Genomic DNA, 22705 nt, shown 5'->3' with positions numbered 1-22705 from the left:
ATTGCCACTCCTTATAATTTTTGATATTGGTCGTGTAAATTAAATTGCGTTTCGTATTGATGTGCCACACGGTAAACTGTTTTTTCATCAAATGGCTTACCAATAATTTGTAAACCGATAGGACGACCATTTTCTGCTAAACCACAAGGTATAGAGATACCAGGTAACCCTGCTAAGTTGACAGGCGTAGTTAACAAATCGTTTGCGTACATTGTCAATGGATCGTTGATTTCAGCTCCAATATCAAATGCGACAGTTGGTGTTGTAGGTCCTAAAATAACATCATAGTCTTCAAATACACTTTCAAAATCTTGTTTGATTAATGTACGGACTTTTTGTGCTTTTTTATAATAGGCATCATAATAGCCTGAACTTAATACATACGTACCTAATAAAATACGACGTTTTACTTCTTGACCAAAACCTTCACTTCTTGAAAGTTTGTATAATTCTTCTAATGTTTGGGCTTCTTTAGAGTGGTAACCATAGCGAATACCATCAAAACGTGCTAAGTTAGATGATGCTTCCGCTGAGGCAATCACATAGTAAGAAGGGATCCCATAAGATGTTCTAGGTAATGATACTTCTTCAACGATTGCACCTAAAGATTTGAACGTTTCTGCCGCTTTCAATACCGCTTCTTTGACTTCTGGGTCGACACCTTCGCCGATATATTCTTTAGGTAGACCTATTTTCATTCCTTTAATATCTTGACCAATTTCTGATGTAAAGTCAGTTGATCCATCTGGAGCACTTGTTGAATCCATTTCGTCTTCACCAACGATAGCTTCTAAAACAAGCGCATTATCTTTCACGTTTCTTGTAATTGGGCCGATTTGGTCTAACGAAGAGGCAAATGCGACAAGACCGTAACGAGAAACACGACCGTAAGTTGGTTTCAAACCAACGACACCACAGTAGGCTGCAGGTTGGCGAATAGAGCCCCCTGTGTCAGTTCCTAATGTGAATGGTACCAAACCAGCTGCGACTGCTGCTGCTGAACCACCTGAAGAACCACCAGGTACCGCTTTATGATCAAATGGATTAACAGTTTTTTTGAAATACGACGTTTCTGTAGATCCACCCATAGCAAACTCATCTAAGTTGACCTTACCGATTAACACACCATTTTCATGATGGAGTTTTTTCATCACTGTAGACTCATAAATCGGTACAAAGCCTTCTAACATTTTACTTGCACAAGTTGTCTCAAGACCTTCTGTGATAATATTGTCTTTGATCCCCATAGGAATACCAAACAATTTACCGTTGATTTCGCCTTTCGCTTGTAATTCATCTAATTCTTCGGCTTTTTTAATTGCATTTTCTTTATCTAATGCTAAAAATGATTGGATTGTAGGATCAGTTTCTTCGATTGCTTGATAAATATCTTTCACAATTTCTGAAGGCTTAATTTGATTCTCCTTGATCATCTTTTGCAGATTTTCAATAGACTCATAACGGATGCTCATACTTATGCGTCCTCCCAATTCATAACTGCCGGTACTTTAAATTGCCCAGCCTCAACTTCTTTGGCATTACTCAATACTTTTTCTTGTGGCAACCCTTGTCCTGCCACGTCTTCACGTAAAACATTTTGTAAATCTAATACATGATGCGTTGGTTTCACATTTTCTGTATCGACAGCATCAATTTGATGACAAAAATTTAAAATACCTTCTAATGTTTGCTGCATATCACTTGTTTCTTCTTCAGTCACATTTAAACGCGCAAGATTAGCAATATGTGCAACCTGGTCTTTGGTAATTTCAGCCATGATGATATAGCCTCCTTAAAAATACTCTTTTATCTATAAATTGTACCAAATTCTAAGCTAAAAATCTAAAATATTTAAAAGTTCATCAAACCCTTTACTGGCCGCTAATATGATTTTTTCTTAGTCATCTCCTTTTTTGCTATGGCCGTTCAAAATTCAAATGATTTAATTAGTCGATTCCAAGTCGTCCGCTAAAACTGTTTAAACATGAATAATACCATCGATTCATCATCATCAACTGTTCCCTATATATTTCGAAATTGTTTTTATCTTAAAAAGCGAAATACTGCTGTTCATTCATTTTTTATTCTGTATAATAAACCATATGTCACTTAAATTAAAAGGGGAGGATTCATATGTTTTTAGTTGGTTCTACTTTATCTAGCCAAGTCAATCCAGATTGGCAAACTTACGTTATGATTATCATCTATTTTGCCATCTTACTTGGTATTGGCTACTACGGATACAAACAAGCAACAAGCAACTTAAGTGAATACATGTTAGGTGGCAGAAATATTGGACCGTGGGTCACAGCATTGTCTGCTGGTGCATCCGACATGAGTGGTTGGATGATTATGGGGTTGCCGGGAGAAGTGTACTCAACAGGTTTGTCCGCGTTGTGGCTTGCCATCGGTTTAACTTTAGGTGCTTATATTAACTATTTAGTCGTTGCACCAAGATTACGTGTGCATACTGAATTAGCAGGCGATGCAATTACATTGCCAGACTTTTTTAAAAACCGATTAAACGATCAATCCAATTTAATTAAAATTATTTCTGGTTTAATTATTGTAGTTTTCTTTACGCTTTATACGCATGCTGGACTTGTTTCAGGAGGAAAGTTATTCGACAGTGCGTTTGGCCTAAATTATCATACTGGCCTCGTGCTTATCGCTGTCATAGTCATTCTCTATACTTTCTTTGGTGGTTATCTTGCTGTTTCAATTACAGATTTCTTCCAAGGGGTCATCATGTTAGTGGCAATGGTTATGGTCCCAATTGTCGTCTTACTTAAACTTAACGGATTAGATACTTTTCATTCCATCGCAGAGATGAAACCGACAAACCTCGATTTATTCCGCGGTACAACTTTGATTGGTATTATTTCATTCTTTGCTTGGGGATTAGGTTACTTCGGTCAACCTCATATTCTCGTTCGTTTCATGTCCATTCGTTCGATTAAATTATTCCGCTTCACACGCCGTATCGGTATTAGCTGGATGGCTGTCGGTTTATTAGGTGCCGTATTTGTTGGTTTATTAGGAATCGCATTTGTACCGGCTCAAGGTGTCACAATTAAAGACCCTGAGACTTTATTCATATTGATGAGCCAAGTCCTCTTCCATCCTTTGGTGGGCGGATTCTTGTTAGCCGCTATTTTAGCAGCCATTATGAGCACAATTTCATCACAATTACTCGTCACATCTAGTTCATTAACAGAGGATTTCTACAAGCTCATTCGTCAAGACAAAGCAAATACAGAAAAGCACGAAAAAGAATTTGTTTTAGTTGGTCGAATCTCAGTAATCATTGTAGCATTAGCTGCTATTGCAATTGCGTGGACACCAAATGATACGATTTTAAATTTAGTAGGAAATGCGTGGGCAGGTTTTGGTGCTGCATTTGGGCCTTTAATGATTTTATCTCTTTATTGGAAAGGCTTGTCTCGAACAGGCGCAATCAGTGGTATGATTGCTGGTGCACTCACAGTAATATTATGGATTGTCTTTGCACATCCTTATGGAAAGTTCAATGACTTCTTTAATTTATATGAAATCGTTCCAGGTTTTCTAGCAAGTTTAATTGTTACAATACTCGTCTCTAAAGTTACGAAAAAACCAGGAGATTTTGTTGAACAAGACTTAAACGAAGTCAAACGTCAACTTCAAGAAGCGAAAGCACATTAATAACGCTTGATTGCATTGCACACACTATTCACTATAAAAAGCATCTGGAAAATAAATCCCAAAATAAAGAGGAAGCGCTAAGATGATTATTAATAGACAATCATCTTGGCGCTTCCTTTTTATAATAAAATTTCGTATTGAATGCGTTCGCTTTCCGAGAGAACAACCTCATCCTATAATCTTCGGCTCGTCCTGTTCCCTCAGGAGTTCTCATCAAACCGTTAATTTTGATAAATATGAATTTGAGGCGATTTATCATCTTTTGTTTTTGAAATAAGTGCACGGGATTCGCTTCCGTCTTTAATATGGATTTCGTAATTATCGACTGCTTTGAAGTCTTTTTCCGCCAATTGTGTTACATATTGTGTAATACCAATTAACTCAGCCTTGCCATAATAGTCAATAGGTAAATCCACTACAAGTTTTTTTACTTTTTTATGTTTAAATTCTGCTTTACCAACTGCTTGTGTAAAGTTAGAAAAATAGGATTGTAAACTATTGTTAAAGTCTTTGAAGTTTGCATTTAAATTTTCATTTAAATCTTCTGCATCCCCTGAAGGTAGTAAAACCGTTTTTTGATCTAATTTTTGCCATTCAGATAATTTAGAGCCATTTTCTTCTGAAGTGGCATAACTTACAAAATGGCCGGGTATAATGTCTTCTTGCCCAGACTGGATATAAACAGCAAATGTAATTGGTATATCTTTCAAGTCTTCATTTTCTCGCAGTCTTGATAGAATTTCCTCAGCCATTTCTTGTCCTTTTTCTTTAACTTCTTTTTTGTCTAACTTTTCATTGTAGGTCTCACCATATTTTTCTTTTTGATAGTAATAAATACTATTCATCGCAAGACCTATTGTCATACCTTTAATATTATTACCTTTTGTATCACCATTATCATAATAATCTTGTTCTAGGATGTTAGAGAGATAGGCTGGCGAATTTTTAGCGATTTTTTCTTCATCGCTTTCGCCATTTACTGAAGGATTTAAACCTAAATTTTCAGTCGCATTTTTCTCTTTCTTTTCTTTATCGCTCATTTTATCCAATTCTTTTTTTGTATATTTAGGCTTAAGATAGGCTTTAATGGTATCTTTGTCTAAATATTGACCATCTTGATAAAGATAATCATCAGTCGGATAGACCGTTTTACTGATATCAAGCAGACCATCTTCAAAATCTTCTCCATTATAGCTATTCGCCATATTTTCTTGAATAAGACCACGCGCTTGACTTTCTTTAAAAGGAAGGATTGTTCGATAATCGTCTCCTTGAACATCTTTATCAGTCGCAATTTGTTTCACTTTATTTCGATCTTGTTGTTGAGATTCGGTGTTTTGCTTTGAAGATTTGGAATCTTTATCATTAACAGGTGAACACGCTGTTAACACAAGCGATAAACCTAAAACAAGCACAATTGACTTTTTCATCGCCTAACTCCTTACGCTTTAATTTCGGATTGTTTCTCTATAAAATCTTGTTCCGTCCACACCATTGTACCAAGTGATTCTGCTTTTGTTAATTTTGACCCTGCATCTTCACCTGCAATAACTAAATCTGTTGATTTTGTAACACTACTTGTAACTTTTGCACCTTGTAATTTCAACCAATTAGAAGCTTCCGTTCTTGTCATTTGTTGTAACTTACCTGTGAGAACAATCGTTTTACCTGCAAACTCTGGATGACCCTCGATTTCAGATAGTTTTTGACCTTTAAAAGTCATATTCACATCTTTCGCCTTCAACTTTTCAATGAGTGCACGAATATCATCATTTTCTAAGTAAGTAATCAGGGACTGTGCTAATTTTTCGCCCACATCATAAATTGCAACAAGTTCTGCTTCTGTTGCTTTAAATAATCGGTCCATCGTTTCGTACTTTTCTGCGATGACTTGACTCGCCTTTACACCCAAATGACGAATCCCTAAACCAAACAATAAATGTTCTAACGACTGTTCTTTTGATTTTTCAATCGCATTAAGTAAATTTTGCGCTTTCTTTTCACCCATTCGTTCTAACGGCAACAAATCTTCTTTTGTCAGATAAAAAATATCACCTACGTCTTTAATAAGCTGTTGCTCATACAGTTGTTCAATAATTTTCGTACCTAGACCATCGATGTTCATCGCTTGTCTTGATACAAAATGAATTAACCCTTCAACGAGTTGTGCTTGGCACTTAGGATTAATACAGCGCAGTGCAACTTCGCCTTCTATGCGCACTAATTCATGGCCACAACTTGGGCAATGTGTCGGCATATGATATTTAACTACATCATCTGTGCGTCTATCAAATATCACACGCACCACTTCAGGGATAATATCTCCTGCTTTTTTCACAACAACACTGTCACCAATACGTATATCTTTTTCATGAATTAAATCTTCATTATGCAAAGAAGCTCTTGAAACGGTTGTTCCAGCTACACGTACTGGCTCTAAAATTGCGGTTGGCGTCACTACGCCTGTTCGCCCGATACTCAGCTCAATATCTAATAGGTCTGTAATGACTTCTTCAGCTGGAAATTTATAGGCAATCGCCCATCTAGGAGATTTTTGAGTAAAACCCATTTCCTCTTGATAATCGATACTGTTAACTTTGATAACGATGCCATCAATATCGTAAGCTAATTGCTCACGCTGTTCTGTCCAGTAATGAATATAGTCAATGACCTCTTGCATTGTCCCTTTTTTACGTCGCTCAGGGTTGGTTTTAAAACCGAGAGTGTCCAATTCATCCAGCGCTTCACTTTGAGTTGTTGCGTCTAATTCTGTAAAGTCATTGATACTGTATAAGAAAATATCTAATTTTCTTGCAGCTGCTAATTTTGAATCTAACTGACGTAAAGAACCCGCGGCTGCATTTCGTGGATTGGCAAATGGTTGCTCACCACGTTCTGATTTAGCCTCATTAAGCTTCAGGAAAGATTTTCGTGGCATATAAGCTTCCCCTCTAACTTCAAAAGAGATGTTCTTTTTTAAAGTTAAGGGAATAGCTTGAATCGTTTTTAAATTCTCTGTAATGTCCTCTCCAGTCGTACCGTCGCCTCGTGTTAATCCTTGAACAAATTTACCATTGACATATTTCAAGGAAACAGCTAAACCGTCGATTTTCAGCTCACACATATATTCCACTTCTCCGACAGCATCTCTTACTCGTTGATCAAACTTTTTTAAGTCTGCTTCGTTAAATGCGTTCGATAAGCTCAACATTGGCGTATCATGACGAACTTTTTCAAATGATGACTGTGCTTGTCCCCCTACTCTGACAGTGGGTGAATCAGAAGTTTTTAGTTCAGGATGATTTTCTTCAATATCAATAAGCTCGTGCAACAATTTATCATATTCACTGTCAGGGACACTTGGGTTATCTTGAACATGATATTCATAGTTATACTGATGTAGCAATCGGTGCAAAGTTTCAACACGTTGCTTTAGTTTTGTCATCCCTTAATCCTCCTTTTTTGAAATCGGTGCAAATTGCGCTAACAAACGTTTAGGTCCTTCAGATTTAAAAATAATATCCAATTCAACTGAACCGTTTTTATTATTTACGTTGGACACCATACCTTCACCCCAAGTTTTATGCGTCACTTTATCTCCTACTTTCCAATCTGATGAAACAGCAGATTGGTTACGATTTTGAACTGTACGCTGGCTAAATCCACGTTTAACTGGCTTTTTACGTGATCCTATTGTTGTAGATTGACGTTGTTCAGGGAGATTCAACAGAGATTCTGGGATTTCGTTCAAAAAGCGAGATCTTGGATTGGCTTGTGGTCGTCCATATAACGTCCGAGATGAAGCATGGGATAAATACAACTCTTCTTCAGCTCGCGTAATGGCCACATAACTGATTCTTCGTTCTTCTTCCATTTCATGATCATCTTCACTTTTGATTGCACGTATATGCGGAAATATTGACTCTTCCATCCCAATAATAAATACAACTGGGAACTCTAATCCTTTCGCTGAGTGCATCGTCATCAAAGTAACGCCATCTTCTAAGTTGGCTTCATCCACATCTGCAACCAATGATAAATCTGTTAAAAAGTTAATTAATGATTGCTCTTCTAGCGGCGTATTTTCTTCATAATCATGAGGAACAGACATAAATTCATCGATGTTTTCCAATCGACTTCTCGCTTCTAACGTTTGTTCACGTTCCAACATTTCACGATATCCAGATTTTTCAAGCACTTCTTCAACTAATTCTGTAATCTCGAGAAACTCTTGCTCTTTCATTAAATGACTCATCAGTTCATAAAATGTTGCAGCAGCTTGAGTCACCTTTTTAGATAAACCGATAAAATCAACCTCTGCGAGCGCTTCAAACATACTCATATCATTTTGAGCTGCATAAGTGGCAATTTTTTCAACAGACGATGGACCAATCCCTCTTTTTGGCACGTTGATAATGCGCTGTAAACTAACATCATCGGCACTATTTGCGATAAGACGTAAATAACTTAAAAGGTCTTTGATTTCTTTCCGATCATAGAACTTTTGTCCACCCACCATGACATAAGGGACATTAGATTTCATAAACGTTTCTTCGAGCACACGTGATTGGGCGTTTGTGCGGTATAAAACTGCGATGTCTTTATACTGTTTCCCTTTTTTCTGTTGCTTTAATATCTCTCTGACAACAAATTCAGTCTCGTCTCTTTCACTTACCGCTTCGTAGTAATGAATTTTTTCACCTTCTTGGTTAGCTGTCCACAAGCCTTTAGGTTTACGCTCAGTGTTGTTTCGAATCACTTCATTCGCTGCAGTTAAGATGGTTTTAGTAGAACGATAATTTTGTTCAAGATAAATTGTGCGTGCATTTGGGTAATCTTCTTCAAATGATAAAATATTTTGTATATCTGCACCACGCCAACCATAAATGGATTGGTCTGAGTCACCCACGACACATAAATTTTTAAACTTTTGCGCAATTAAATTTACTAAAGTATATTGCGCTTTATTTGTATCTTGATACTCATCTACATGTATATATTGGAATTTGTTTTGATAGTAATCTAACACATCAGGAACACGCTCAAATAATTTAATTGTGGTCATAATTAAATCATCAAAATCTAACGCTTGATTTCGAATCAGTTGCTTTTGATAACCTTCATAGACCGTAGCGACCATTCGACTATAAAAATCATTCGCCTCTTCCATCGCATGTGCAGGTGTTTTCAATTCATTTTTTAATTGGCTAATTGCACCAATAAACATACGTGGCTCATACTTTTTAGGATCAATATTATTCGCCTTTAACACATCTTTAATAACTGATTTTTGATCAGTGGGGTCAATGATTGTAAAATTTCGTTCAATCCCTATTCGATCTGCATCTCGACGTAAAATACGTACACACATCGAGTGAAAAGTCGACATCCAAATAACTTCTGCTGCTTCTCCCACTAACGCTTGAACACGTTCTTTCATTTCTTTTGCTGCTTTATTTGTAAATGTGATGGCTAAAATGTGGTAAGGAGATACATCTTTTTCATCTAGTAAATAAGCTATGCGGTGTGTTAATACGCGTGTTTTACCTGATCCCGCACCTGCCATAATTAAAAGCGGTCCTTCAGTTGTTCTTACCGCTTCACTCTGCTCTTTATTCATATTCTTTACGAGTGGATTCATTATGTTCTCTCCTTTATTTTAGTCGTTTTAATTGCTGCTTTAATATCTTCATAGATAACATTACCCACTATAATTGTATCTGCAATCGCTGCCATTTCTTTCGCTTTTTCAAAATTGGTAATCCCACCACCGTAAAAGAGTTGGGTATGCTCTAATTCATCTTTGGCAGCTTGTACCATCTCAGGTTCACCATATTGACCGCTATATTCGATATAAAGGATAGGCAACCGGTACAGTTTTTCAGCCATTTGAGCATACGCAATCACATCATCTTCATCCAAGTTTGCCGATGCTTGCGTATGTCGACTCACTTGACTATCCGGATTTAACACGACATAACCTTCAAAAATCAATTCATCAAAATTAATCATATGACCATACGCCTTTAAGGCACGATGTAGCAAGCCGTTATGATATGTCACATCGTTACTGTTCAAAACAGTAGGTATAAAATAAAAATCAAACCCTGGCATCGTGCTCTCAAGATTTGAAATTTCTAATGCTAATGGTAATGGGTAACGGCGCACACGACTCATCAAATGTATGACATTATCTTCTGTCACTTGGTCCGTGCCACCTATCATAATTGCGTCTGTATTCGACATACAAATCATCTCTAAATCTTCATCTGAAATCTCTTTCGCTGGATCAAGTTTAAAAATGTGACGCCATTCTTTTATATCATACATGAACCTGACTCCTTTATTTTTCGTAACTTATATTATAGCACTTTTGACTATTGATATCTAAAGTTCATCATCTTTTCAATATTGTTTTTCAATTCATTTTTTGAGCCCTTTTTGAATAGAGAAAAGCCCATTGATATATGTATTCATAATTGCAGATTATCCGCAAAGCACTGCTCACAAAAAGTGAGACCGTATACGGTGAGCAATACGATCTCGTTTATCAAAAATAGCATGAATGCTTCTCTACAAAATATGGTGCACACTTAAAAATACTCCTTACAACTTCCATTAATGGAAATGCTGTAAGGAGCATGATTAATATAGTGTTTTAGTGCTTTACATTTCTGTTTCAATGTTCATACGCTCTAATATCATTGTATAGGCATCATTGCCCCACTGTAAAGAGCGCTTCACACGTGAAATTGTAGCTGTTGAAGCACCAGATTCTTTTTCAATTGTTGCATAGGTATAACCTTGCTTAATCATTTTGGCAACTTGAAGTCTTTGAGATAAAGATTGTAACTCATTGACAGTACATAAATCGTCGAAAAATTGATAACATTCTTCTCGTGTTTCTAATGTCAAAATCGCATCAAACAACTCATCTAATGCTTTTCCACGTAATTTTTCAATTTGCATGCAAACAGCCCCTATTTATATAATCTAACACTACTTAACCAATTAAATCGTTTTTGAGCCATTTATTTACTCTAAGCCGACTCTTTTAAATATTGTATCAACTTGATTGAGGTGATGTCTAGGGTCAAAGCAAGCATCTAAAGCTTCTTTTGATAACTTGTCAGTAATTCGCGTATCTGCTTCTACAAGTTCTCTAAATGGTGTTTTTGTTTCCCATGATTCCATCGCTTTTGGTTGAACAAGGTCATAAGCTTCTTCACGAACCATTCCTTTATCGATTAAAGCTAAAAGGACGCGTTGTGAGTAAATTAAACCGAATGTTTTATTCATATTTGCAGTCATATTTTCTTCATAAACTGTTAATCGGTCAATAATATTTGCAAAACGATTTAAGGCATAGTCCAATGCTATTGTAACATCTGGTAACATAATGCGCTCAGCTGAAGAGTGAGAAATATCACGTTCATGCCATAAAGCTACGTTTTCGTATGCAGTTGTTAAGTAACCACGAATAACACGTGCAATACCAGTGATGTTTTCAGAGCCGATTGGATTACGTTTATGTGGCATTGCTGAAGAACCTTTTTGACCTTTTGCAAATGATTCTTCAACCTCACGTGTTTCTGTTTTTTGTAGGTTACGCACTTCGACAGCAAATTTTTCAAGAGAAGTTGCAATTAAACTTAATGTTGCAATATAGTATGCGTGACGATCACGTTGCAATGTTTGTGTAGAGATTGGCGCTGTTCCAATTCCTAAATGTTTACAAACGTATGCTTCAATTTCAGGTGGGATATTCGCAAAAGTACCGACTGCACCACTCATTTTACCGACTTCTATTTCTGTTCTTACACGTTTGAAGCGTTCTAAATTACGTTCCATTTCCGCATACCATAGCGCCATTTTCAAACCGAATGTAGTCGGTTCTGCATGAACACCATGCGTACGCCCCATCATCAAAGTCGTTTTATATTTTTTAGCTTTAGCTGCTAAAATTTCAATAAAACGTTCTAAGTCCTTTTCGATAATGTCATTCGCTTGTTTGATTTGATAGCTTAATGCTGTATCAACCACGTCAGTTGAAGTTAGACCATAATGAACCCATTTGCGTTCTTCACCCAAAGTTTCTGAAACTTGTCTTGTAAAAGCAACAACATCATGGCGTGTTTCTTGCTCAATTTCTTTTGCTCGTTCAACATCTACACGCGCATGTTGACGAATTTTTTTAACTTCATCTTTTGGAATGTAACCCAGTTCACTCCAAGCTTCACTAGCAAGAATTTCAACTTCTAACCATGCCTCATAACGGTTTTGATCAGTCCAAATTTGAGCCATTTCTTCTCTTGAATAACGTTCAATCATCTTATATAAACTCCAATCTTCTAATTTAGTTTCATTATATCAGAACTAAAAATCATGTACATTATCTATTCAAACAAATTTATCGTTCGTAATCAAGTATAAATATAGCTAATCTTACATTATACTCATGCTCAAAATGGTTAATTCACGAACTATAATTTATTTCGGTTCACGAATGTACGCTTTCGATATAGGATGGATTACCAGATTTTTTGATTTAATGTATGGGACAAAAGATTCTTAAGTTCTCAAAAAAGCTTATTATGACTCCATTCCCGACAAGCGTAGACATTTAAAGCAAAGAAAAATGAGTCAAGACGACATCACATCTCAACTCATTTTCTTACATTTTTATTTTTTAATTCTAATGACGCTCTATTTTCTTACCTGTAAATTCTATTTCTTGTCTTAACACTTCAATCTCGCCATTTGCATTTTCTTTAAATACAGGCTTTTCAAAACGCTTGACCGGCATATAGCCAGCTGCTCTCATTCTAGCTAAACAATCTTGAATCGTTTCATCCGCTTCCACTTTAAATTTCATCTGTATCATACGCCTTTACTTTTTTACTTCTAACGCCTTTAACCCAAAATCCACCATGGATATTACGTGGCTCATATGCAATAATAAATGCTTTTGGATCCAGTTGTTTAATGGTATCCATCAGTTTTAATTCATAGCGACGTGGCGTTAAAATTTGCATGACTAAGCGGTCACCATCACGACCATGTGCGCCAAAATGCGTGACGCCATAACCTAAATCACGGAGTTGTCTTGGTAAATCTAACTCATAATCTGCTGTGGTCACATTCACTACAGAATAGCCAAGTGCCAACTTTTCTTCAATTTTCATACCAACGATTATACCAACAGAAAAACCGAGTGCATAAGCGATCACGTTTTGAAATTGATCTAAATTTGACATTACCATTCCTAAACCAATGACATAAACAAGTACTTCTACAAAGCTGACAACAGCTGCGATATAACGATAACCTTTAAGTGTTAATATCATTCGCATTGTTAATGCTGTCACATAAGCGACGTTGATGGCGAATATCGAGATGAGCATCATCCAAGGATTATCATTGATTACACTCATACGCAACCTCTTTTCATAATAAAATCTAGCTCATTGTATCAAGTTCACATTATTTTGTCATTACATTTATTTAGGCCACGTATAACGTGTGTAAGCCAATTCACGTTTATGTGCATTTTTTATATAATGTTGTTCAATGATAGCCGCTTCTTCAGGGCGAACTGTTTTTCCTTCTAAATAATCATCGATTGCATGATAAGTGACACCCAGCGCCTCTTCATCTGGCAATTGTGGCTTGTCATCTTCTAAATCTGCAGTCGGCTGTTTTTCATATAAATGTGCTGGCGCGTTCAAATACGCTAAGAGTTGACGACCTTGTCGTTTATTAAGACCGAAAAGTGGCGCAATATCAGCTGCACCATCACCGTGTTTCGTAAAAAAGCCAGTAATATTTTCAGCTGAGTGGTCTGTACCGACAACAATACCAGATAAATTTGCAGCAATCGCATACTGTGCTTTCATACGTTCACGTGCTTTTTCATTTCCTTTTTGAAAATCAGTCAAATTGATACCGGCTTGTTTTAACGTTTCAACACTTTGGTCGACAGCTGGTTTAATATTCACAGTGATAATACGGTCAGGCGCAATAAAGTTGAGTGCATCTTCAACTTCATCGGCATCTTTTTGAACGCCATACGGTAATTTCACTGCAACAAATTGAATATCTCTTCCAGAGTTTGCCCGCATTTCTTCTGCTACAAGTTGAAGAAGTTTTCCAGTTAATGTAGAATCTTGCCCTCCAGAGATGCCTAACACTAACGTGCGCACAAATGGATGTGATTGAACATATTGTTCTATGAAATGTTTAATTTCCTTAATCGTTTCAGCACTATCAATGACAGGTTTCACCTTCATTTCATCTACAATGATAGACTGCATTTTACTCATAGTCATAACGGTCTTCCATCTCCTTCACATTTTCAGCCACTTCAAATATACGTTTTTGCTTATTTTCCCAACATAAGGTACTCAAATCAACTGGATATTCTTCAGGATTTAAATAGCGTTTATTTTCTTCCCATAGATAATTTAAATTGTTTTTCAAATAGGCTTTTGCTTCTAATTCTGACGGACAGTCATAGACAAGTTGCCCTTCTTTAAATATATCATGGTGCAAATCAATCGCTTTAAAATGCTTAATACGCTTCATTTTATACGTATGAATAGGATGAAACATTTTAAGCCGTTCTTCTTGATTTGGGTCTTCGTGGTCTAAAGTAATATAATCCCCTTCAGATTTATTGTTTTTCGTATTAATGATACGATAAACTTTCTTTTTGCCTGGTGTCGTTACTTTTTCAGCATTGTTTGATAATTTGATGCGATCCACAAGCTGGCCATTAGCATCTTCAACCGCAACCATTTTATAAACTGCGCCTAAAGCAGGTTGTTGGTAGCCCGTAATTAATTTAGTACCCACACCCCAAGAATCTACTGCAGCACCTTGAGCTTTTAAACTAGCAATCGTTTGCTCATCTAAGTCATTTGAAGCAATAATTTTAGCATCTTTAAAACCAGCTTCATCGAGCATTTTACGAGCTTCTTTCGATAAATAAGCAATGTCACCAGAATCCAGTCGAATGCCGATAAAGTTAATTTGATCACCGAGTTCCTTAGCGACTCTAATCGCATTTGGTACGCCTGATTTTAACGTATGGAATGTATCAACGAGGAAGACACAATTTTTATGTCTTTCAGCGTATTTCTTGAAAGCTGTGTATTCATCGCCATAAGTTTGTACAAATGCATGCGCATGTGTACCAGAGACCGGTATATTAAATAATTTTCCTGCACGGACATTACTTGTTGAATCAAAACCACCAATAATAGCTGCTCTCGCACCCCAAACCGCAGCATCAAATTCATGTGCACGTCTTGTCCCAAATTCCATTAAAACGTCGTCTACCGCAACTTGTTTAATTAAACTTGCTTTAGAAGCGATTAACGTCTGGAAATTGATAATATTTAATAGCGCCGTTTCAATAAGTTGTGCTTGAATAAGAGGTGCTTCTATACGCATGAGGGGTTCATTACTGAAACAAAGCTCACCCTCTTGCATTGAACGGATATTACCCGTAAATTTTAATTCTTTTAAATAGCTCAAAAAGTCATCTTGATAACCAATGGACTTTAAATAAGCCATATCTGATTCAGAAAAATGTAAGTTTTCTATGAATTCAATGACACGACGTAATCCATTAAAAACAGCATAGCCACTCCCAAATGGCATATTTCTAAAATATAAATCAAAAACTGCTTTACGTTCATGAATGCCATCAAACCAATAAGATTCAGCCATATTGATTTGATACAAATCGTTGTGCAACATTAAACTATCATCTTTATATTGATACATGATGTTACTCCCACTTCTCCTTTAACAATCGTTTTTATCATACCTATAATATCACACAATATCGTGGGATTCTTTATTCGACACTGCAATTCTGTGGAATTTGGTCTATTTAAAAGGCTCGGGCTTCCATTCCAACAAATATAGTACTTTCATATCATTTAATTAATGAACGTGATCGAATGTGCGCTCATATAATAGGTTCAGTTAAAAAGTTAAGGAAATCGGCTTGAGATGGGCATTGGGTGTATCACATTCAAATTAAAAGTTCGACAAGTTCGAACCAGATTCAAAAGCATGATAAAGTGAGTGAGTAAGAAGCCATATTATAAATTAACACGTTCAACTGATACAAAATTGTGACAATTCAGCTAAACGTGTCACGACATCATATAAATTCATTATAATATCCATTGAGGTGGGCATATGTTAAAAGAAGCACAAGCATTTATTAAACAAATGTATGAAGAATTAAATTTACCAATACAAGCGCGTGATCGCCGTTTAGAGGAAATTGCAGCATCCATTAATGAGACGGGGACTTATACACATACTTCAGAAGAATTAACATATGGTGCCCGTGTGGCATGGCGCAACTCAAATCGTTGTATTGGTCGTCTTTTTTGGGAGAGTTTAATCGTTGAAGACGCGCGTCATATTAAAGATGAAGCATCATTTATAAATTCGATTTGTTCGCACATTTCTACAGCGACGAATCATGGCCGTATTAAACCTTATATTACAATTTATGCGCAATCTGACGTTGAAGGCCCAAAAATATTTAATAATCAATTGATTCGTTATGCGGGCTATGAAGATAAGGGAGATCCATCTGAAAAAGAAATCACGCAACTCGCCCAACATCTCGGATGGTCAGGTGAGCATACAGATTTTGATGTATTACCTTTAATATATCAATTACCGGGTCAAAAAATTAAATATTATGAATATCCTAGTGACTTAATCTTAGAGGTTCCTATTAGTCATACACAATTCCCTAAAGTTGCTGAGTTAGGTATAAAATGGTATGCGGTACCGATTATATCAAATATGGATTTAAAAATTGGTGGGATTACTTATCCAACTGCACCATTCAATGGTTGGTATATGGTGAATGAAATTGCAGTTAGAAATTTCACAGACAGTTATCGTTATAACTTATTAGAAAAATTTGCCACAGCCATGGGATTTTCTAATTTACGAAACACTTCTTTTAATAAAGATCGGGTGTTAGTTGAAATCAATGATGCTGTCTACCAATCTTTTAAAAATGCAGGCGTTTCTATGGTTGACCATTTAACTGCAGCTAAGCAATTTGAAAAATTTGAACAAGCCGAACAACAACAAGGACGAACTGTAACAGGAAAATGGTCATGGTTAGCACCCCCATTATCTCCAACTTTAACTTCAAATTATCATCATGGTTATCAAAATGAGATAAGAGTCCCTAACTTTTTTTATAAAAAATCGTCATCATCTGGGTGTCCATTTCACTAAATTCGTGTACAATAAAGTACAAATATCGGTAAGGGAATGATTGCATGACACTTTATTATTTAGGTCCTAAAGGGACATTTTCCTATTTAGCCGCACTCAAATTGATGGCTCAATCACAACAAGACGACGACTGCTTAGTTGAAAAAGATAATTTATATGAGGTCATGACTTCACTCCAAAAAGAAACAACAGCAACTGCCATTGTCCCAATAGAAAATTCGATAGAAGGAACAATCAATGTCATTGCAGATACATTGACTGATTATCCCTTTGTCGTCGTGGATGAAATTTTGTTAGATATTGCGTTTGCTTTATATGGATTACCTGAGCAATCGCTTGCGGATATTACAAAAGTTTATTCGATTAGTCCAGCGATAAGTCAAACGCAAAGATTTATCCATGCGCATCAATTTGATTATGATTATACACCGAGTACTGTCGCTTCATTGAGAGAAATCAATGCAACGACCGGTGCGATTGCGCCCATTGGAAGCGGAGAAATGTATGGTTATCATGCTCTTCAAACGCATATCGAAGACTATCCACATAATATGACACGCTTCCTTGTCCTCAAACATGCATCTGAAGTGGCGCACCAGTCAGGTAAAGATTGGTTGCTAGTCATTACACCTACTGAAGACAAACCAGGACTTCTCGCAAATATTTTAAATACTTTTGCGATGTTCCAGGTCAACTTAAAATGGGTGGAATCTCGACCTTTAAAAACGAAACTCGGTATGTATCGCTTTTTTGTACAGGCCGAGTGTCCTCTTGATGAAACGGTCAATAAAATCACAACCATTTTAAAAACGCTCGACTTTGAACTAAAAAACTTGGGTCGGTTCAATTAATCACTTTATTTATTCCCTTTTCATACCATATCAAATGACGTAATTGGATTTGCTTTTATCTTTAGCATTTCCAATTCAAGTCATTCAATGTCGCTATCATCCACTCTCTCTTTTACATCCTATGCGCTCATTCTAGTTCATCCAATATGAGTTGACTGACATCGTGTTGATTGAGATGAGGTAACTGTCTGTTTTCTGCAATCGTCAATTCATTAATAGCAGTCATTTGATTCGCTTGATTGTCTCCTAAAAATTCATTCCCGATGATATAGACACCTTTGTGTGGCGCATCTTTATGGCTTCTAATATGCAGTGGATCTTTCTCAGAAATATTGACGAATTGATTGTGCATGACGTAAAACGCTTCTCCCCCTTGTTTCCCTTCAAAAGTACCATCTAAAGTTTGCATATCTTGGCCTTTATAAACACCTAAATAACGAATTCCCCCACTACAATTTAAAAACAAATTATTATGAATCAAGATATCTTTCCCTTTTAAAGGTGTGAGCGCATAATCTTGCGTTGAATCAAAGATATTATTTTGGATAACAATATTCTCATAAAAATAATTATAACGTCTTGCATGTGAACCAATTGCACGATTCCATGATTGCATTTGCCCTTCGAATGAATTTCCAAAATAACAATTCTCAATCACTACATTTTTAGTAATCGTGCCATCATTCACTCCAAATTTTGGAAAAGCACCTTCGACAAACATATCAAGTTGAATTGCTTCTGAGAACCAACGATCCCCATTCACATCATAAAAACCTAAAAAGTTACAATCATGAATATAGACACCATCTAATCCACAAGCGTCCACACCATGCCCACCTACAATATTTTTAAAAGTGATATGGCTTAATTCAATATCTCGGGCATGACCTATGCACATTGCTGTATTATTATAAGGATAGTGCACACCATTCATATTGAATGTGCCACCTTCTATCTTAATATGGCTATTACCATCATATTGATAGTACTTTTTTCGACTTGAGCCATTTTTTAATAATGCGTCTCGACCAACCCTTAATAATTCCGCTTCTGCATCTAATATTAAAGTTGTACCTTCATATATTTTTAAGGCTTTAGCGATATGATATGTACCTTCAGGGATATAAACAGTCACGTTCCTTTTTTTACCTTTATTTAAAGCACGTTGAATGCCGATCGTGTCGCGCAATTTATTTTTTCCAGTTGCACCAAAATCTAAAATATTTAAAATCATTTTCGTGCCATCCTTTCTGAATTAAGTTATACTATGAATAATGTTGTTTAATTTCTATATACCCTTTTTAGGAGGATGTTTAATGTCAAAAAAAGCTTTAATTGTAGTGGATTATTCTTATGACTTTGTGGCTGATGATGGGAAATTGACTTGCGGTGAAGCGGGTCAAGCGATTGAGCCTTTTATCGTAGAGCGCATTCAGTCTTACCATCAATCAAAAGAGAACATTTTCTTTATGATGGATTTACATTATGAAAATGATCCTTATCATCCTGAGACGAAAAGTTTCCCACCACACAACATTGAGGGAACACATGGACGTGATCTTTATGGTCGTGTACAAGAAATATATAACCAAATTAAAGACGAATCACACGTCTATTTTATAGATAAACGACGTTACGATGCCTTTTATGGTACTCCGTTAGATAGCTTATTACGTGAACGCCATGTTGATACACTTGAAATTGTAGGTGTTTGTACAGATATCTGTGTCCTTCACACTGCAGCAAGCGCATATAATTTAAACTATCAACTGATTATACCTAAAAATGGCGTGGCATCATTCAATTTAACGGGCCATGAATGGGCTTTAACACATTTTAAAGATACTTTAGGCGCAGCGGTAGAATAATTACTGTTTGCCATGCTAAAATAGATATGAATATAGTAAAATAATAAGGAGATTGAATAATGACAACATATATTTTTGGTCATCAAAACCCAGATACTGATGCCATTTGTTCGGCAATCATCATGGCTGACTTTGAACAACAACACGGTAATAAAGAGGCCAAAGCCTTCCGTATTGGAGAGTTAGGTCCAGAGACACAATATGCATTAGATTATTTTAATGTGGAAGTACCTGAATTGTTGACAGATGATTTAACAGGAAAAGACGTTATTTTAGTGGACCACAACGAGTTCCAACAAAGTGCTAAAACAATCGAGAAAGCAAAAATTCATCACGTAATTGATCACCATAGAATTTCAAACTTCCAAACTGCTGGTCCATTATATTACCGCGCTGAACCTGTTGGTTGTACAGCGACGATTTTATACAAAATGTATAATGAGCGCAACTATGAAATCCGCCCTCAAATTGCAGGGTTAATGGTGTCTGCTATTGTATCAGATAGCCTTTTATTCAAATCACCAACATGTACAGAACAAGATGTTAATGCTGCAAAAGCATTAGCAAAAATTGCAGATGTGAATTTAGAAGAATATGGCTTGAACATGTTAAAAGCAGGCGCTTCTACTACAAACAAAACAGAAGATAGCATTTTAAACACAGATGCGAAATCTTTCAGTATGGGTGAACATACTGTACGTATTGCACAAGTCAACACTGTCGATATCGATGAAGTTATCGCGCGCCAAGAAGCACTTGAAAATGCAATGAATAAAGCAAGCGCTGAAAACGGTTATGATATCTTCGTTCTTGTTATTACAGACATTTTAAACAGCAATTCTAAAATTATTGTTGTTGGTGCAGAAAAAGATAAAGTCGGAGAAGCTTTCAACACTGCTCTCGATAACAATACAGCATTCTTACCTGGTGTTGTATCACGTAAGAAACAAATTGTTCCACCTATTACTGAAGCTTTATCATAAAGTTTAAAATCAAATGAATAGGATGTGGTTGCATGACAAATCAAATTAAAGCAGGACATCACAAGTTTTATATTGGTGAAAATGAAAACACACCGCAAGCTGAGATTACATTTAAGTATCTTGATGAAAATACAATCGATGTCAACAAAACTTTTGTTGATCCATCACTCCGTGGCGGTGGCGTTGCAAAAAAATTATTCAACGAAGTCATTCAAAAAGCCGAAGATGAAAACTTAAAAATTGTTCCATCTTGTAGTTATGTGGCGCGTCAATTTGAAAAAGATAAATCTCTTGCACCGCTTTTAGCTGAGTAAGGAGAACTTTAATACAAGTGTTTCTTGATGACTCACAAGGTGCATGGTTGTGCATTCTATCTAAATGATTGAGCCATTTTAAGTGTCCATGTCATTTTTATGTTATACACAAATATTTTATCTTTTTAACTTGGGGCCGAGAATACGAAATCTAAACGTGTAGTCAGATTTCTATTCTGGTCCCTTTCTTTGTATCTGATGTTACCATCAAATCGATACTCACCTTATGCTGTGTCATTTATATTTGATTGAATACACATCTCATACAAAGATAACTAGCATACCCTCTCATTAATAAAACATCATTTGAAAGGAGTTATCTCATTGAACAGCTACCAGAAGCAATTTGATGCAACGAAAGACTATTTTCGATCAGGCATCACCGTGTCCCTCAAATATCGTAAAAAAGCATTAAAGCAATTATCAAAGCAAATTAAATTACATGAAGATGCCATACTAGAGGCTTTAAAAAAGGATCTAGGCAAAAATGAAGTAGAAGCTTATGCAACTGAAGTGGGCTATACATTGAATAGCATTAAACATACCCGTAAATCATTGAATAAATGGGCCAAAAAACAATCTGTAGACACCCCTTTATTTCTCTTCCCTACTAAAAGCTTTGTCATTAGTGAGCCTTTAGGTACCGTGTTGATTATTGGTCCATTTAACTATCCTTTTCAATTAATTTTTGAACCTTTACTTGGTGCAATTGCTGCAGGCAACACCGCTATCGTGAAACCGTCAGAACTCACACCTCATGTGGCCGAAGTCGTTGAAACTATTATCGCAAATAGTTTTGAGCCAGAATACGTCAGCGTCGTGCAAGGTGGTGCAGATGTGATTCAAGCACTTTTACAATTACCTTTTGATCATATCTTTTTTACCGGTAGGGCAAAATTTGGCCAAATTGTTTATGAAGCGGCTGCAAAACAACTTATACCAGTGACATTAGAACTTGGCGGAAAATCACCTACAATTATAGATAAATCCGCTAACTTAAAAGTAGCAAGTGAACGAATTTGTTTTGGTAAATTTATGAATGCGGGTCAAACTTGTGTAGCACCTGATTATGTGCTGATTGATGAAACAGTAAAAGCGGATTTTATTAAAGCTTTGACGACGACAATACGTGAGTTTTATGGACGCGCGCCCCATGAGAGTGAGGATTTCGGGCGTATTGTAAACGAACGTCATTTTAATCGTTTAGCACAATTGATTCAAACCCATGAAACTAAAATTATTTTAGGTGGTGAAACGGACGCGACTGACCGTTATATTGCACCGACTCTGATTGATAACGTAGTAGCTTCAGATGCCATTATGGCTGATGAAATATTTGGTCCAATTTTACCAATTATGACTTATCAAAATCTTGATGAAGCCATTCAATATGTTCAATCAAAACCTAAACCATTATCGTTATACTTATTTAGTGAAGATGAAAATACAACTAATCGAATACTTACTGAACTATCGTTTGGTGGCGGTGCCATTAACGATACTTTACTTCAATTAGCAAATCCAAACCTTCCTTTTGGTGGTGTAGGTGCGTCAGGCATCGGGCGCTGCCATGGACGTTATTCATTTGAAACATTTTCACATCAAAAACCTTATATTTTTAAAACAACTAAATTGGAGACTGGGTTACTATTTCCCCCTTATAAAGGTAAACTGGGCTACGTTAAAAAGTTATTTAAAAAGTAATCTTCTCTTTCAAATGC

At 36.3% G+C, this 22705-nt stretch carries 20 protein-coding genes; 7 read left to right on the top strand and 13 right to left on the bottom strand.

What is annotated here, in order from left to right:
• Positions 1-11 precede the first annotated feature (11 nt).
• Entirely contained in the window at positions 12-1472 is a 1461-nt protein-coding gene (gatA, locus tag MUA40_RS04215; RefSeq protein ID WP_016425527.1) for an Asp-tRNA(Asn)/Glu-tRNA(Gln) amidotransferase subunit GatA, read from the bottom strand.
• 2 nt (positions 1473-1474) lie between these two features.
• Positions 1475-1777, bottom strand: coding sequence for an Asp-tRNA(Asn)/Glu-tRNA(Gln) amidotransferase subunit GatC (gene gatC, locus MUA40_RS04210; RefSeq protein ID WP_194368673.1), 303 nt, complete (start codon positions 1775-1777; stop codon positions 1475-1477).
• Positions 1778-2133: 356 nt separating this feature from the next.
• Between gatC and putP the strand changes: the two genes are divergently transcribed.
• Entirely contained in the window at positions 2134-3684 is a 1551-nt protein-coding gene (putP, locus tag MUA40_RS04205) for a sodium/proline symporter PutP (RefSeq protein ID WP_016425529.1), read from the top strand.
• 221 nt (positions 3685-3905) lie between these two features.
• On the opposite strand, the gene MUA40_RS04200 is transcribed toward putP, so the two are convergent.
• The 10 genes from MUA40_RS04200 to MUA40_RS04155 all read right to left on the bottom strand — a co-directional run bounded on the left by MUA40_RS04200 (position 3906) and on the right by MUA40_RS04155 (position 15474).
• Positions 3906-5114, bottom strand: a complete 1209-nt coding sequence (locus MUA40_RS04200; protein WP_016425530.1) for a CamS family sex pheromone protein — start codon at positions 5112-5114, stop codon at positions 3906-3908.
• An 11-nt stretch (positions 5115-5125) separates the two neighbouring features.
• A complete protein-coding gene (ligA, locus tag MUA40_RS04195; protein WP_016425531.1) occupies positions 5126-7129 on the bottom strand; it encodes an NAD-dependent DNA ligase LigA in 2004 nt (667 codons plus the stop codon).
• Positions 7130-7132: 3 nt separating this feature from the next.
• The gene (gene pcrA, locus MUA40_RS04190) at positions 7133-9325 is read right to left on the bottom strand and encodes a DNA helicase PcrA (protein WP_262569933.1); all 2193 of its coding nucleotides are present in this window, start codon (positions 9323-9325) and stop codon (positions 7133-7135) included.
• The gene (pcrB, locus tag MUA40_RS04185; RefSeq protein ID WP_016425533.1) at positions 9325-10014 is read right to left on the bottom strand and encodes a heptaprenylglyceryl phosphate synthase; all 690 of its coding nucleotides are present in this window, start codon (positions 10012-10014) and stop codon (positions 9325-9327) included. Before pcrB ends, pcrA begins: the two co-directional genes overlap by 1 nt.
• 336 nt (positions 10015-10350) lie before the next feature.
• Positions 10351-10653, bottom strand: a complete 303-nt coding sequence (locus tag MUA40_RS04180) for a YerC/YecD family TrpR-related protein (RefSeq protein ID WP_016425534.1) — start codon at positions 10651-10653, stop codon at positions 10351-10353.
• A gap of 66 nt (positions 10654-10719) precedes the next feature.
• Entirely contained in the window at positions 10720-12015 is a 1296-nt protein-coding gene (gene purB / locus MUA40_RS04175; protein ID WP_016425535.1) for an adenylosuccinate lyase, read from the bottom strand.
• A 364-nt stretch (positions 12016-12379) separates the two neighbouring features.
• Entirely contained in the window at positions 12380-12559 is a 180-nt protein-coding gene (locus MUA40_RS04170) for an NETI motif-containing protein (RefSeq protein ID WP_016425536.1), read from the bottom strand.
• Complete coding sequence (locus tag MUA40_RS04165) at positions 12549-13118, bottom strand: DUF2179 domain-containing protein (protein ID WP_016425537.1); 570 nt, start codon at positions 13116-13118, stop codon at positions 12549-12551. Before MUA40_RS04165 ends, MUA40_RS04170 begins: the two co-directional genes overlap by 11 nt.
• Positions 13119-13184: 66 nt before the next feature.
• On the bottom strand, positions 13185-14006 hold the full coding sequence (gene nadE / locus MUA40_RS04160) for an NAD(+) synthase (RefSeq protein WP_037559307.1): 822 nt from the start codon (positions 14004-14006) through the stop codon (positions 13185-13187).
• Positions 13999-15474 carry a nicotinate phosphoribosyltransferase gene (locus MUA40_RS04155; RefSeq protein ID WP_016425539.1) on the bottom strand — a complete coding sequence of 492 codons (1476 nt, stop codon included), beginning with the start codon at positions 15472-15474 and terminating at the stop codon, positions 13999-14001. Before MUA40_RS04155 ends, nadE begins: the two co-directional genes overlap by 8 nt.
• A gap of 423 nt (positions 15475-15897) precedes the next feature.
• Here MUA40_RS04155 and MUA40_RS04150 point away from each other — a divergent pair, with 423 nt between their 5' ends.
• Both MUA40_RS04150 and MUA40_RS04145 read left to right on the top strand, forming a co-directional pair.
• Positions 15898-16968 carry a nitric oxide synthase oxygenase gene (locus MUA40_RS04150; protein WP_016425540.1) on the top strand — a complete coding sequence of 357 codons (1071 nt, stop codon included), beginning with the start codon at positions 15898-15900 and terminating at the stop codon, positions 16966-16968.
• 44 nt (positions 16969-17012) lie between these two features.
• Positions 17013-17819, top strand: coding sequence for a prephenate dehydratase (locus MUA40_RS04145; RefSeq protein WP_016425541.1), 807 nt, complete (start codon positions 17013-17015; stop codon positions 17817-17819).
• 127 nt (positions 17820-17946) lie between these two features.
• On the opposite strand, the gene MUA40_RS04140 is transcribed toward MUA40_RS04145, so the two are convergent.
• Entirely contained in the window at positions 17947-19053 is a 1107-nt protein-coding gene (locus MUA40_RS04140; RefSeq protein ID WP_167732707.1) for a glycosyl hydrolase family 28-related protein, read from the bottom strand.
• 82 nt (positions 19054-19135) lie between these two features.
• On the opposite strand from MUA40_RS04140, the gene MUA40_RS04135 reads away from it, so the two are divergent.
• The 4 genes from MUA40_RS04135 (at position 19136) to MUA40_RS04120 (ending at position 22688) form a co-directional block, all read left to right on the top strand.
• A complete protein-coding gene (locus MUA40_RS04135; RefSeq protein ID WP_016425543.1) occupies positions 19136-19687 on the top strand; it encodes a cysteine hydrolase family protein in 552 nt (183 codons plus the stop codon).
• 56 nt (positions 19688-19743) lie between these two features.
• Positions 19744-20670, top strand: a complete 927-nt coding sequence (locus MUA40_RS04130) for a manganese-dependent inorganic pyrophosphatase (RefSeq protein ID WP_187364099.1) — start codon at positions 19744-19746, stop codon at positions 20668-20670.
• A gap of 32 nt (positions 20671-20702) precedes the next feature.
• Entirely contained in the window at positions 20703-20984 is a 282-nt protein-coding gene (locus MUA40_RS04125; RefSeq protein WP_016425545.1) for a GNAT family N-acetyltransferase, read from the top strand.
• 324 nt (positions 20985-21308) lie between these two features.
• The gene (locus MUA40_RS04120; RefSeq protein ID WP_262569927.1) at positions 21309-22688 is read left to right on the top strand and encodes an aldehyde dehydrogenase; all 1380 of its coding nucleotides are present in this window, start codon (positions 21309-21311) and stop codon (positions 22686-22688) included.
• The last annotated feature ends 17 nt before the right edge of the window (positions 22689-22705 follow it).

The sequence above is a fragment of the Staphylococcus schleiferi genome (genome assembly GCF_025558325.1).
Classification (GTDB): domain Bacteria; phylum Bacillota; class Bacilli; order Staphylococcales; family Staphylococcaceae; genus Staphylococcus; species Staphylococcus schleiferi.
This window is presented reverse-complemented; position numbering and strand designations above follow the sequence as displayed.

Coding starts and splice junctions, on each gene's coding strand:
- MUA40_RS04145 (WP_016425541.1), top strand. CDS start 17,013: ATGACACTTTATTATTTAGGTCCTAAAGGGACATTTTCCTATTTAGCC.
- MUA40_RS04170 (WP_016425536.1), bottom strand. CDS start 12,559: ATGAAATTTAAAGTGGAAGCGGATGAAACGATTCAAGATTGTTTAGCT.
- MUA40_RS04155 (WP_016425539.1), bottom strand. CDS start 15,474: ATGTATCAATATAAAGATGATAGTTTAATGTTGCACAACGATTTGTAT.
- nadE (WP_037559307.1), bottom strand. CDS start 14,006: ATGAGTAAAATGCAGTCTATCATTGTAGATGAAATGAAGGTGAAACCT.
- MUA40_RS04125 (WP_016425545.1), top strand. CDS start 20,703: ATGACAAATCAAATTAAAGCAGGACATCACAAGTTTTATATTGGTGAA.
- MUA40_RS04200 (WP_016425530.1), bottom strand. CDS start 5,114: ATGAAAAAGTCAATTGTGCTTGTTTTAGGTTTATCGCTTGTGTTAACA.
- MUA40_RS04150 (WP_016425540.1), top strand. CDS start 15,898: ATGTTAAAAGAAGCACAAGCATTTATTAAACAAATGTATGAAGAATTA.
- MUA40_RS04140 (WP_167732707.1), bottom strand. CDS start 19,053: ATGATTTTAAATATTTTAGATTTTGGTGCAACTGGAAAAAATAAATTG.
- ligA (WP_016425531.1), bottom strand. CDS start 7,129: ATGACAAAACTAAAGCAACGTGTTGAAACTTTGCACCGATTGCTACAT.
- MUA40_RS04135 (WP_016425543.1), top strand. CDS start 19,136: ATGTCAAAAAAAGCTTTAATTGTAGTGGATTATTCTTATGACTTTGTG.
- gatA (WP_016425527.1), bottom strand. CDS start 1,472: ATGAGCATCCGTTATGAGTCTATTGAAAATCTGCAAAAGATGATCAAG.
- putP (WP_016425529.1), top strand. CDS start 2,134: ATGTTTTTAGTTGGTTCTACTTTATCTAGCCAAGTCAATCCAGATTGG.
- pcrB (WP_016425533.1), bottom strand. CDS start 10,014: ATGTATGATATAAAAGAATGGCGTCACATTTTTAAACTTGATCCAGCG.
- purB (WP_016425535.1), bottom strand. CDS start 12,015: ATGATTGAACGTTATTCAAGAGAAGAAATGGCTCAAATTTGGACTGAT.
- MUA40_RS04180 (WP_016425534.1), bottom strand. CDS start 10,653: ATGCAAATTGAAAAATTACGTGGAAAAGCATTAGATGAGTTGTTTGAT.
- pcrA (WP_262569933.1), bottom strand. CDS start 9,325: ATGAATCCACTCGTAAAGAATATGAATAAAGAGCAGAGTGAAGCGGTA.
- gatC (WP_194368673.1), bottom strand. CDS start 1,777: ATGGCTGAAATTACCAAAGACCAGGTTGCACATATTGCTAATCTTGCG.
- MUA40_RS04165 (WP_016425537.1), bottom strand. CDS start 13,118: ATGAGTGTAATCAATGATAATCCTTGGATGATGCTCATCTCGATATTC.